This is a genomic window from Parabacteroides sp., from assembly GCF_977054455.1.
Map to the genome: position 1 here is coordinate 90,867 of NZ_CDRTCT010000011.1, position 12,380 is coordinate 103,246.

The 12,380-nt window shown below is 48.7% G+C and carries 9 protein-coding genes; 3 read left to right on the forward strand and 6 right to left on the reverse strand.

Annotated elements, in window-relative coordinates:
* Nucleotides 1-48 precede the first annotated feature (48 nt).
* Both ACW6QF_RS07255 and ACW6QF_RS07260 read right to left on the reverse strand, forming a co-directional pair.
* A complete protein-coding gene (locus ACW6QF_RS07255; protein ID WP_456087310.1) occupies nucleotides 49-720 on the reverse strand; it encodes a hypothetical protein in 672 nt (223 codons plus the stop codon).
* 5 nt (nucleotides 721-725) lie between these two features.
* Nucleotides 726-2,795: an RNA degradosome polyphosphate kinase gene (locus ACW6QF_RS07260; RefSeq protein WP_456087311.1), complete on the reverse strand. Its 2,070-nt coding sequence runs from the start codon at nucleotides 2,793-2,795 to the stop codon at nucleotides 726-728.
* A gap of 58 nt (nucleotides 2,796-2,853) precedes the next feature.
* On the opposite strand from ACW6QF_RS07260, the gene ACW6QF_RS07265 reads away from it, so the two are divergent.
* Entirely contained in the window at nucleotides 2,854-3,348 is a 495-nt protein-coding gene (locus ACW6QF_RS07265) for a metallophosphoesterase family protein (RefSeq protein ID WP_456087312.1), read from the forward strand.
* 30 nt (nucleotides 3,349-3,378) lie between these two features.
* On the opposite strand, the gene ACW6QF_RS07270 is transcribed toward ACW6QF_RS07265, so the two are convergent.
* The 3 genes from ACW6QF_RS07270 to ACW6QF_RS07280 form a co-directional block, all read right to left on the reverse strand.
* Nucleotides 3,379-4,500, reverse strand: a complete 1,122-nt coding sequence (locus ACW6QF_RS07270; RefSeq protein WP_456087313.1) for a hypothetical protein — start codon at nucleotides 4,498-4,500, stop codon at nucleotides 3,379-3,381.
* A gap of 61 nt (nucleotides 4,501-4,561) precedes the next feature.
* A complete protein-coding gene (gene lipA / locus ACW6QF_RS07275) occupies nucleotides 4,562-5,407 on the reverse strand; it encodes a lipoyl synthase (RefSeq protein ID WP_298549830.1) in 846 nt (281 codons plus the stop codon).
* Between the two features lie 6 nt (nucleotides 5,408-5,413).
* Nucleotides 5,414-7,588 carry a S9 family peptidase gene (locus tag ACW6QF_RS07280; RefSeq protein ID WP_456087314.1) on the reverse strand — a complete coding sequence of 725 codons (2,175 nt, stop codon included), beginning with the start codon at nucleotides 7,586-7,588 and terminating at the stop codon, nucleotides 5,414-5,416.
* Between the two features lie 192 nt (nucleotides 7,589-7,780).
* On the opposite strand from ACW6QF_RS07280, the gene ACW6QF_RS07285 reads away from it, so the two are divergent.
* The gene (locus ACW6QF_RS07285) at nucleotides 7,781-8,737 is read left to right on the forward strand and encodes a TIGR01212 family radical SAM protein (RefSeq protein ID WP_456087315.1); all 957 of its coding nucleotides are present in this window, start codon (nucleotides 7,781-7,783) and stop codon (nucleotides 8,735-8,737) included.
* Here the strand turns inward: ACW6QF_RS07285 and ACW6QF_RS07290 are convergent.
* On the reverse strand, nucleotides 8,697-9,194 hold the full coding sequence (locus ACW6QF_RS07290; RefSeq protein WP_456087316.1) for a DUF4251 domain-containing protein: 498 nt from the start codon (nucleotides 9,192-9,194) through the stop codon (nucleotides 8,697-8,699). The genes ACW6QF_RS07285 and ACW6QF_RS07290 overlap by 41 nt on opposite strands.
* Before the next feature lie 385 nt (nucleotides 9,195-9,579).
* Here ACW6QF_RS07290 and ACW6QF_RS07295 point away from each other — a divergent pair, with 385 nt between their 5' ends.
* Nucleotides 9,580-12,261: a calcium-translocating P-type ATPase, PMCA-type gene (locus ACW6QF_RS07295; protein ID WP_456087317.1), complete on the forward strand. Its 2,682-nt coding sequence runs from the start codon at nucleotides 9,580-9,582 to the stop codon at nucleotides 12,259-12,261.
* The last annotated feature ends 119 nt before the right edge of the window (nucleotides 12,262-12,380 follow it).

Here is a 12,380-nt window from a genome sequence, read left to right on the forward strand (position 1 = left end):
ACAGCCTCTATCCTCCCTTTTGACGGACAATCCGCCTCCTTCCGGTCCTTAATAAAGACGGATAAATTGATCCAAATCGGCCTTCTCGTCCAGCCGGAGCTTCTTCTTCAACCGGTTTTTCGACTTCGTCAGGGCTTCGGATGTATTATTGAAGACGGCGAGTTGCTCCTTCCGCGAGAAGTTCCACTTGACCAGGCAACAGATTTCCTGCTCGTGGCGGGTGATCCCTTGCTTCTCCTTCATATCGGTCAGGATATGGTTGAAAAGGAGATCTGTCAGATGAAACAGATCGTTCCATTCCTCGCGGGTGAGATTCGTATGGAGCGGGTCTTCCTTTAACTGGACCAGCAGGGGCAAGACACTCGTATCGGGCAGGTCGGCGGTTTCAGACGACAAAGAGGAAATGATCCGCTCGCTATCGCGCAATTTCTGCCGGTAGAACTCCAGGTCGGACATCTGTTCCTTGTATTGTTCCGATTCGGTCGTCAAATGCAACAGGTCTTCTTCCAGGCGTTTCACCTGCCTGGCATATTCGTACCGCTCCTTCTGCCAGCGGCAGACAGCTTCTTTATTCCGTTTCAGTTTTTCCTTTGCCAGGCGGAAACGCTCCCGCCTGCCTCCCGTCCTGTACCCGATAACGAATCCGAGCAACGCTCCGGCGATCAGGGCGACAAATGCCAAACTGAATAAAACGAATGTCCAGGAAGAAGATAGTTCCATATTGCCTACATCTTATTTTTCAGATACTCATAAATAGCCAATTGCGCCCGGACTTTCACCGGGTTGTCGTCCCGCTTGAAGTGGTTATGCAGATGTTCGTCGATCAGACAGGCTTTCACGTTATCTTGCAACTGGATATTCAGGATCTCGATGATATTCCGCTTGATTTCCGGATTCAGGATCGGGAAAGCGGTTTCTATACGGCGATTCAGGTTCCGGCGCATCCAATCGGCGGAAGTCAGGAACAAATCCTCCTTACCGTCATTATGGAAATACCAGATGCGGGAATGCTCCAGAAACATATCCACAATACGGGTCACCCGGATATTCGCACTGAACGGACGGTTCGGGACCAGGCAGCAAATGCCCCGGACGATCAGGTCGATTTCCACTCCGTTCTCACTCGCATTATACAATTCATCAATCATATTCTGGTCATGCAGACCGTTCATCTTCAGAATAATCCGGCCTTTACGCCCGGCCTTCACATGCTCGATCTCCCGATGGATCATACGTGTTAGTTCGGGAACCATGTTGAAACGGGCAACCAGCAGATGGCGGAACGTCGGTCCGGTCAGCTTCCCTTCCAGCACCGCAAACACTTTGTTTATGTCGGTTATCAATTCCGCATTCGAAGTCAGCAACGCCATATCGGAATAGATACGCGCCGTTTTTTCATTGAAATTGCCAGTGCTCAGATAGGCAAAATCCCGCCGCTTGCTACCGTCCTCCGTATCTTTCCGCAAGATAACCGCCACTTTTGCATGCACTTTCAAGCCGGGAATGCTATAGATGATACGGATGCCGGCCTGCTCCATCCGCTCGGCCGTACTCATATTGTTCTCTTCGTCGAAACGGGCTTTCAGCTCCACAAAGACCGTCACCTTCTTGCCGTTCTGCGCCGCGCTGATCAGCGTATTGATCACGGCCGAATTCTCCGCCACCCGGTATTGCGTGATCTTGATTTCATCTACTTTCGGATCGAAAGCCGCCTCCATCAGGAAACGGATCAGATAGTCGAAAGACTGGTAGGGGAAATGCAACAGGATATCCCGCTTCTTCACCGCCCGGAAGACGGAACCCATCTCGTCCAGGAAAGGCACGCGCATAGGCGACGGGACCTGCTGTTCCAACTCTTTCCCCTTCGGATTCGGCAGTTTGATCAGATCCTGCAGGTTGTTATACCGTCCCCCCTGCACCAGGTCGTCGGTGGTGATGCCAAAGGCATTGCATATAAACGCCAAGAAATCATCGGGCATATTGCTGTCGTACATAAACCGGCTCAAGGCGCCGATCTTGCGTTTTTTCACTTTCTTGCGAATGTTCTCCACGATATTCCCGCCCTTCTCGTCATCCAGGTAGATATCGGCATCCCGTGAAATCTTGATGCTGTAGCAACTCTCCACCACATAGCCGGGGAAGATACTGGACAAATTGGCCCGGATAATATCGTCGATAAACATGATATAGTGTTTCCCTTCATGCGTAGGCAATTCGATAAAACGGGGCACTTTCGCATACGGGATTTTCATCAGGGCATAATAATAGTCCGGCACATAATCGGGTTCGCCCATCCGCTTGCTCTTTTTCATCATCCGGATCACCAGATAGAGACGGCGGTCGCGTATGAACGTGCGGATATCCCCTGCCTGTATCATGACCGGTGAGAGGAAAGGGAATACCTCTTCATTGAAAAAGTTATGCACGAACTCCTCATGAAACGGTTCCGGCCGGCTGTCCTGATACAAGTAGATATCCTGCCGGTTCAACTCCTGCAACACTTTGGAGAATATGCGATAGTATTCGCGCTGCTGCCGGTTCACTTCCTCCGTGATTTCGGCAAGCGTCTCTTCCGCTTCCGCCCCGCTTTCTTCGGTGAAATTCTTTTTCATGATCACCCCCCGGTGCTCGGCAACCCTTATTTCGTAAAACTCTTCGAGATTGGACGAATAGATCGAAAGAAACTTGATACGTTCATAGATAGGGAGCGTTTCATCTTCCGCTTCCAGCAAAACGCGATAGTTGAAGGACAACCAGCTAATATCACGTTTAAAGTATTTATGTGAATTCTCCATCGTATTATTATCTTCGGTCGGTAAATATAAATACTTTTGCGGGATAAAAGAAATTGTTATGCTTAAAATAGGACTTCTTTCAGATACCCATGCCTGGTGGGATGATAAATATGCGGAATATTTCTCGGAATGTGACGAAATCTGGCATGCAGGAGATATCGGTTCGGACGGATTGGCTGCACAGTTGGCCGCCTTGAAACCTTTTCGTGCCGTACACGGCAATATAGACGGGCAATCGCTCCGGCTGCAATACCCGCAAGTCGCCCACTTCAAAGCCGAGGAAGTGAACGTCATGATGACGCATATCGGGGGCTATCCGGGACGTTACAATCCGCTTATCAGGGAAGAACTGTATGACACCCGGCCCGATCTTTTCATTGCCGGACATTCGCATATCCTGAAAGTCGCGTTCGACAGGAGCTTAAATTGCTTGTATATGAATCCGGGCGCCGCCGGTAAGAGCGGGTTTCATCAGGTAAGAACGTTGGTACGTTTCGTTATAGACGGGAATAAGATTAAAGACTTGGAAGTTATTGAATTAGGGAATCGGTAAGAGCGCACACGTTTGCACCCTTACCGATTCTCAGCAGTCATTACAGCAGAAATTTTCCGCCAGCAGGACCGTATTTTGCAAATAAGCAAATTCCTGTTCAAAGTACTCGCTGAAGACGCCTGAATTCAGATTTTCTTCGATCTGTTTGGAAGTCCAGAGCTTTCCATTCGGTTGTTTGATCTGATTCATGACTTCTTCTGAGCGTACACACATCACATACAGGTTCACCAAATGTTTCACCTTTTCGTTTTCAAATGTGTAACGGATCAGGAAGCGGGGCGTCACATCCTCTTTTTCCCCCAGATCACCCATTGTTTCACGTACCGTACTTTCTATACTATGGCGGAACAAAACATAACCGTAAAACGGGTAATCGATCGCATCAGGAGATACAAAAGATTTTTTACCTCTGCTTACCAGATAAAGCATTCCCTGGTAAATAACAGCCACACGTACGATCGGATGATAATACTTCTTGGGTAAAGAACGGCTTACGGAACGAGCTATGCACCCGATCACTTTCCCTCCGTCATCCAATACAGGCAACCACATTTCCTTTCGGAGGCTGCCTTGCATCATCGAGATCCTTATCTGTTCGTATAGAATCAGGAATACCCCGATAACGATCCCAAGCTCCCTGTATAAGAAACGCTCCATACGGACGCTCTGCATTGTTTCCGGCAGAATACTGTACACCAAAATGATAAACAGGTGCAACGTATAGAGATTCTGGATGAGCTGGGCAACAAAAAAGAATTCATTCAACGTCGTACGCATCAGTGTCCGCTTGTAAGTCGGATGCTGAGAAGTCCGGATTCGCCGCAATATTGTTCGTTTGGCAAACCCCAAAAACGCCAATACCACTACCAGCAAAACTTCTGTTATTAACGGAGAATAAATAAACAACACCGGCTCAAGCCGAAGGCAAAGAAAAATCGAATAAAGAACCAATGTTGTTGCAGCCGGTAATAACAAAAATTGATAGACCTTGTCCTTACTCAGTATCTGATACAAAAAAACACAAACGAAACAAAAAGTGACGCCGATTACGAAGGATAACAAATACGAAAAATAATTATCCAAAAACATAAACAGCAACAACGGCACTAAGCCAATGGCCTGGTTATCCAAGCCTCTCTTTACTTTGTTCATATCCTTTCCCCCTTTTTTCCCTTTATAACATAACAAATTGAACAGAGAAATGTTCTTGCCTTCATACGTGTTTTTCAGCGTGATAAGAGGAACGGACCAAGGGAGCGCTCTCCACCTTTTTGAACCCTTTTTGTAAAGCAATTGATTTATAAGACTCGAACTGTTCAGGCGTAACGTATTCTTTTACCGGAATATTTTTCCGGCTTGGCTGCAAATATTGTCCGATAGTCAGGACGGAAACGCCTGCAGCCCGCACGTCATCCATCAATTCGCAAACTTCCCCGACCGTTTCGCCCAAGCCCACCATTATACCGGTCTTGGCCACCACCCCTTGTGCGGCTATGCGTGCAAGCACGGAGAGGCTTACCTCATACTTCGCGGCACTGCGCACTTCGGGACTGATACGGCGAACCGTTTCCATATTATGGGAGATTATTTCGGGAGCGGCTGCCACCACTTTATCCACCAGTTCCAACCGTCCTTGAAAGTCGGGGATCAAGACCTCTACCGTCGTCTCCGGATTGACCGCTTTTATCGTGCGGATCGTATCGACCCAATGCTGCGCACCCAAATCAGGCAAATCATCCCGGTCGACAGAAGTAATGACCGCATGTTTCAAATTCATCAACCGGATGCTTTCCGCCACATTCGCAGGTTCCTTCGGGTCCAGCGGGAGCGGCTTGCCGGTCAACGTATTGCAGAAACGGCAAGAACGCGTACAGATATCTCCGGCAATCATAAAGGTGGCCGTCCCCCTGCTCCAGCACTCTCCCATATTCGGACATTTCCCGCTGGTGCAGATCGTATGCAGGCAGTGGGACTCGACAATACTTTTTGTTCGTGTGAACTGTTCGTTCCCACCCAGCCGGATCTTTAGCCAATCCGGCTTTCTCAAATGTTCTGACATTATAAGTTACAAATTATCAAATAAAAAGTTAGACATTCTGGTATACAGGTGATAGCGGGTGTTTCCACCGTAGATACTATGGTTACGGTCTTTGTACACCTGCATTTCAAACTGTTTACCGGCTTGTACCAAGCTTTCGGCATAATCCATCGTCTGCTGGAAGTGCACATTATCGTCGGCTGTGCCGTGGATCAGCAACAGCTTTCCCTGCAAATCCTTCGCCAGACGGATCGGTGAAGTAGCGGCATAGCCTTCAAAATTTTCTTTCGGCGTACGCATGAAACGTTCCGTATAGACCGAATCGTAATATTTCCAATCGGTAGGAGGCGCCACAGCGATACCGGCTTTGAAAGTCCCGTTGCCGACACTCATGGACATCAGCGTATTGTAGCCGCCGAAACTCCATCCCCAGATAGCCATGCGGCTCTTGTCGACAAACGGCAATTTGCCTAAAGCCTGCGCAGCCTCCACCTGGTCCCTGGATTCCAGTTCACCCATCCGCAGGTAGGTACATTTACGGAAGGCTTCTCCGCGGGCACCTGTACCGCGTCCGTCCACACAGACCGTAATGATCCCGTTAGCCGCCAGATATTGTTCCCAGTCAAAGCCATATTTATCCAATACCTGCTGGGAGTTCGGGCCGCTGTACTGGAACATCAGAACCGGATATTTCTTCGATTCGTCGAAGTCGGCCGGTTTCACGATCCAAGCATTCAACTCATAATCGGAAGCTGTACGCACTTTGATAAACTCCTTCTTGGCGTAGGAATAGCCTGCCAGTTTATCGACCAGACGGGCATTGTCCTGCAGGACACGCAGCACCTTATTCGACTTCGTCTCGTTTACGGTAATTTTGACCGGCGTGTTCGCATTCGAATAATGGTTTACATAATACGCGAAGTTATCACTGAATGTTGCATTATTCGTTCCTTCCTGTGTCGAAAGTTTCGTCTTTACTCCTTTCGCATCGATTTTATATATAGCACGCCGGATCGGACTTTCTTCGGCCGATTCATAATAGACCGTCTTTGTCGCTTCATCATAGCCCAGGAACGCCGTCACGTCCCAATTGCCCTTCGTCACCTGGCGCTGCATCACACCCGTAGGAGAATACAGATAAACATGCGCATAGCCATCCTGTTCGTTTACATAAGAGAAACTGTTCGCATAAAAATGGATGGAGTTCAACCACTCCGAATCGACATAGGCCTTATTTTCATCACGCAGGATCAGGCGGAAAACGCCGCTTTTCGGATTCGCATAGTACATGTTGAAGACATTCTGATGACGGTTCAAGGTCATCACAGCCAACTGATCGTCATTTTTTGTAAAAACGATCCGCGGGATATAGCTGTCCGCTTCGACCGGAACTTTCAGCTCCTTCGTATCTTTCGTCGCCACGTCATAAGAGTGCAACGTCACTTTCGAATTCTTCTCGCCGGCCTTCGGATATTTATAGTTATAATAGCCGGGATATAACCCCTCTCCGAACATCTGCATCGAATATTCGGGGACTTCCGATTCGTCGAAACGCACAAAAGCCAGCTGTTCGCTGTTCGGCGACCAGGCCATCAGGTTCGTTACGGCAAACTCTTCTTCATAGACCCAATCGGTAATGCCGTTCAGGATTTTGTTCAGCTCCCCGTCTTTCGTCACCTGGACTTCCGTATCGTAATCGAATTTACGAATCCATATATTATTGTCGCTCACATAGGCGACCATCCTCCCGTCCGGCGAGAATGTCGGAATCATCTGCTTGTTTTTCGAATCGGAAATCGGTTTCACATAATTACGGCGCACATCGTAGTCGTACACATTCGCCTTGAACGAACGGCGATAGATCGGTTCCGTATCGCGCCATACGAGAATATGGTGTCCGGTGCTGCTGATCGTATATCCGTCGAACTTGTCAAACGTACACTCACGCGCTTTCCCTGTATTGAATAGAGTATCGACCGGATTTCCGGTGCGATAGGAATATTTTACAATCATGTTGCGGGCATCGTTCATCGCCGTATAGTGCTCGCCGTCAGGCATAGAACGCATTTCCCCTATATTTGTCACTTGGCGGAACTTGCCGTCTGTAATTTCTTTTAAATCGACACGTTTGCTCCCATTCCGGGCTGCCAGGCTCCCAACCAGCAGGAACGAAAGTAAAACGCCAAACCCTAATCGTTTCATGTATGATTCTATTTTTATCTTTATATTTCAGTTAGAACGGATTGCAAAGTTACTACATTCTTGTCGTATTTGACAGTAAATCTTCAATGATTAAAGGATATTTGTGTAGAACAAAGGCTTCCGGATATCATTTTATCAAATTATTAACCACCGGACATTGCCCTTTAACCATTATAAATTACCTTTGCCTGCATGGAAAACAGTAAACCATATCGTGATTTCGGAGATTTCCTGCGGGAAGTTTTCCCTTATAAAGTGCAAAAGATTTCGATCAATGCCGGCTTCACCTGCCCGAACCGCGACGGGACGAAAGGTTTCGGCGGTTGTACCTACTGCAACAACCAGACGTTCAGCCCGGAATACTGCCATACCGAAAAAAGCGTAACGGAACAATTGGAAGAGGGCGTCCGCTTTTTCTCCCGCAAATATCCGGAGATGAAATATCTGGCCTATTTCCAAGCCTATACAAACACGTATGACGAACTCAACTCGTTGATCGCAAAATATGAGGAAGCGCTCGCTTGTCCGGATGTCGTCGGACTGATCGTCGGTACACGGCCGGATTGCATGCCGGAAGAATTGCTGGACTATTTCTCCGCTTTATCCCGAAAGAAGTTCGTGATGATCGAATACGGCCTGGAGAGCACGCTGGACCGCACCTTAGACCGTATCAACCGGGGACATACACACGCCGAATCGGAAGAGGCCATCCGTCGCACGGCGGCCCGGAACATCCATACGGGAGCCCACTTGATCTTAGGCCTTCCGGGAGAAAGCCGGGAAGAGATTTTGCACCATGCCGACATCCTGTCCACCCTTCCGCTCACGACACTGAAGCTCCACCAGTTGCAACTGATCCGAGGTACGCGCATGGCCCGAGAACAGGCGGAACATCCCGAACGGTTCCACCTCTATACCGCCGATGAATACATCGAGTTGGTCATAGACTTCATAGAACGATTGAACCCCTCTATTGCCGTAGAGAGGTTCGTATCGCAATCCCCCAAAGAGCTGCTGATTGCACCCGATTGGGGACTTAAGAATTTTGAATTTACAGCCAAGGTAAATAAACGTATTTCAGAACGAAATGCGCGGCAAGGACGTCTGCTCAATCCTCCTTCTTCGGAGCCAGTTCTCCCTGGTATGTGATATTCTGCCTGTTGGCCGGCGTTACGCTTATGATCGCGGAACCATTTGAAAATACTTGCACATCGAAGCGGAAAGTATCTTCCTTGGTACGGGCTACGAACTTAATTCGAGCGGTCCCCTTCTTATCGAAGGTGGATTGATAATCGGTAATTGATTCTTCAAAACGCATCCCGTCGCCACCACCGTACGGCAAAGAATATGCCCTGCCGAAATAAGGCAGATAAGAAATCGCCGAGTCACCGCGCATCTCAAGAGAATAAGGAGTCGTCAGATGAACCGTGCGTCCTCCCATTGGCAACGCCCGGTCCACATCTATCGTAAACCGGCCGCTTTCTATCATTTCTTTTATGTCTTTAGCTTTTTGTTCTTTCCTTTCCTTCTTGTTTTGAGAATAAAGGGATTGTCCTCCGATCATAAGGACAATCCCTATCAAAAATAATAACCTAACATTCTTCATAAGCCTTAAATAACCAAACACTATTATTTGCCTTATATATATAAGACAGTCCAATGCCTCAAAAGGTTTATTCCAATGATATTAAAATACATTAAAAAGGAAAAGAATAAAACGATTCAGGCGATGCAGGTTCTCATCCGCATGAGAAACCTTTCCCAACAGCATGAGAATTATTTCTCACATCGGTGAGAATCTTTTCTCACCAGCATGAGAATCTTTTCTCACCGTCTGAAAAAACCGTGAGAAAAGCAAACGAATTATTCGTAAAACGGTTCCGGGCGCAGGACCTCCCTTCTTATTTCAAACATTAACACCTTGTATTTGTATATGTCCTATAACTTTGCGTAATTTGCTCCTTCAATTTTCTGAAACAGATTAATAATTTATGGAGAAAAAACATCAGTATCAAGGATTAACCAAACAAGAAGTAGAAGAAAGCAGGCGCCTTCACGGCGAAAACATCCTCACACCTCCGGAGAAAGCTTCTCTATGGAGCCAATTTCTTGAAAAATTCAACGATCCGATTATCAAGATCCTATTGGTAGCATGGTTCTTATCCATGATTATCGCCGGCGTACATTGTTGGGGACCGGAGGGCAAAGGCTTCACCGCCTTCCTCGAACCGATCGGCATATTCTTCGCAATCATGCTGGCATCGTGTGTCGGCTTCTTTTTCGAGGTCAAGGCAAACCGTGCCTTCGATGTTCTGAATACGGTCAATGATGATATTTTCGTGAAGGTGATCCGCGAAGGGAATATCTGCCAGGTTCCGCGAAAAGAGGTGGTTGTCGGCGATATTGTCGTACTGGAAACGGGAGAAGAAGTCCCGGCCGACGGACATTTGCTGGAAGCGATCTCCCTACAGATCAACGAATCGACACTGACCGGCGAACCGATCATCAGCAAGACGACAAATGAGGCGGATTTCGATGAAGAAGCGACCTACCCGTCCAATGTCGTCATGCGCGGAACGACTGTTGTCGACGGACATGGCGTAATGGCTGTGGAAAAAGTCGGCGATGAAACCGGATACGGAAAGGTGTATGAAGGCTCGCAGATAGAAAACAACATCGACACGCCGTTGCAGATGCAGCTGGCAGGACTGGCAAAAGTGATCAGTAAAGCCGGCTATGCGATTGCCGCCATCACTTTCATCGCACTGCTGACAAAAGTCCTGCTGTCCTCATCCGGGATGCCGGTCATGGACCTGATCTCCCACATCCTGAATATCTTTATGGTAGCCGTCACGCTGATCGTCGTATCCGTACCGGAAGGCTTGCCGATGAGCGTGACCCTCAGCCTTGCACTCAGCATGAACCGTATGCTGAAAACAAACAATCTGGTCCGTAAAATGCACGCCTGCGAAACGATGGGGGCTACCACCGTTATCTGTACCGACAAGACCGGGACGCTTACACAGAACCAGATGCAGGTGTACCAGACGAACTTTTACAACCTGAAAGACCAGAAATTAGGGGACGACGAACTGAGCGACCTGATAAAAGAAGGCATATCGGTCAATTCGACCGCCTACCTCGATTTCTCCGAGGAAAAGATCAAAACATTGGGAAACCCGACGGAAGCAGCCTTGCTGCTATGGCTGAACGGCCAACACCAGAATTATCTGGAAATACGGGAAAACGACCGGATCCTGGACCAGCTGACTTTCTCCACCGAACGGAAATATATGGCGACGGTCGTACAGTCGTCCCTGCTGGGAAAACGCGTGCTGTATGTCAAAGGTGCTCCGGAAATCGTACTGGCCAACTGCAACCGGGTGGCAATCGACGGGACCTATAAACCGGTAGAGGAGTGCAAAGCCGGCATCGAAAAACAATTGCTGGACTATCAGAACCAGGCTATGCGTACGTTGGGATTTGCCTATCAGATATTGGAAGACGGACAGGAGGCCGCGTTCTTTGCAAACGGACGGCTGCACAAGACGGACCTTACCTATTTAGGTATCGTCGCCATCTCCGACCCTGTGCGTGCCGATGTTCCGGCAGCCGTTCAAAGTTGCCTTGATGCCGGTATCGACATCAAGATCGTGACCGGCGACACTCCGGGCACGGCCAAAGAGATCGGACGGCAGATCGGAACATGGAAAGCCCAAGACACCGAACGCAACATCATCACCGGACCGGGCTTCGAAGCCTTGACCGACGAAGAAGCGCTGGACCGCGTGCTCGACCTGAAGATCATGTGCCGCGCCCGCCCAACCGACAAACAACGCCTGGTACAATTGTTGCAACAAAAAGGAGCCGTAGTTGCCGTAACCGGCGACGGGACCAACGACGCCCCGGCCCTGAAAGCAGCACAAGTCGGCCTGTCCATGGGAGACGGGACCTCCGTGGCGAAAGAGGCAAGCGACATCACGATTATAGACAACTCGTTCAGCAGCATTACCCGTGCGGTGATGTGGGGACGTTCCCTGTACCGGAACATTCAGAAATTCCTGTTGTTCCAGTTGACGATCAATGTGGCGGCCTGCCTGATCGTGTTGTTAGGTTCCCTCTTGGGAACGGAATCTCCGCTCACGATCACCCAGATGCTTTGGGTCAACCTGATCATGGATACATTTGCCGCCGGGGCGCTGGCTTCGTTGCCGCCTAACGAACGGGTGATGGAAGACAAACCGCGCCGGAGCGGCAAGGACGGCGACTTCATCATTACCCGCCCGATGGCTTACAACATTTTCGGTGTCGGCCTCGCATTCGTAATCGTCTTGATGGGATTGTTGCTCCACTTCCATGCACAGGACGGACTGACGCCGCACGACCTGTCCTGGTTCTTCAGTTTCTTCGTAATGCTCCAGTTCTGGAACATGTTCAACGCAAAAGCGTTCATGGAAGGACGTTCGGCATTCGCCAACCTCAAAGAGAGCAAGAGTTTCCTGATGGTGGCCTTGCTTATCATCGTCGGACAATACCTGATCGTCACGTTCGGCGGCGAGATGTTCAGTGTCGTTCCGCTATCCTGGAAAGACTGGGGAATCATTATCGGCTCGACTTCACTGGTTCTCTGGATCGGAGAGGTTGGACGGCTGATCGGAAGGTTGAGAAAATAATTAAAAAGAAAGGAGCTGTCGATTTTGACAGCTCCTTTCTTTTTAATTATTTTTTCTTCCTTTTATAATTCCGAATCAAAAGTACAATAGCAAGGCCAGAGTTTCATCATACTTTTTCA

Coding starts and splice junctions, on each gene's coding strand:
- ACW6QF_RS07255 (WP_456087310.1), bottom strand. CDS start 720: ATGGAACTATCTTCTTCCTGGACATTCGTTTTATTCAGTTTGGCATTT.
- ACW6QF_RS07260 (WP_456087311.1), bottom strand. CDS start 2,795: ATGGAGAATTCACATAAATACTTTAAACGTGATATTAGCTGGTTGTCC.
- ACW6QF_RS07265 (WP_456087312.1), top strand. CDS start 2,854: ATGCTTAAAATAGGACTTCTTTCAGATACCCATGCCTGGTGGGATGAT.
- ACW6QF_RS07270 (WP_456087313.1), bottom strand. CDS start 4,500: ATGAACAAAGTAAAGAGAGGCTTGGATAACCAGGCCATTGGCTTAGTG.
- lipA (WP_298549830.1), bottom strand. CDS start 5,407: ATGTCAGAACATTTGAGAAAGCCGGATTGGCTAAAGATCCGGCTGGGT.
- ACW6QF_RS07280 (WP_456087314.1), bottom strand. CDS start 7,588: ATGAAACGATTAGGGTTTGGCGTTTTACTTTCGTTCCTGCTGGTTGGG.
- ACW6QF_RS07285 (WP_456087315.1), top strand. CDS start 7,781: ATGGAAAACAGTAAACCATATCGTGATTTCGGAGATTTCCTGCGGGAA.
- ACW6QF_RS07290 (WP_456087316.1), bottom strand. CDS start 9,194: ATGAAGAATGTTAGGTTATTATTTTTGATAGGGATTGTCCTTATGATC.
- ACW6QF_RS07295 (WP_456087317.1), top strand. CDS start 9,580: ATGGAGAAAAAACATCAGTATCAAGGATTAACCAAACAAGAAGTAGAA.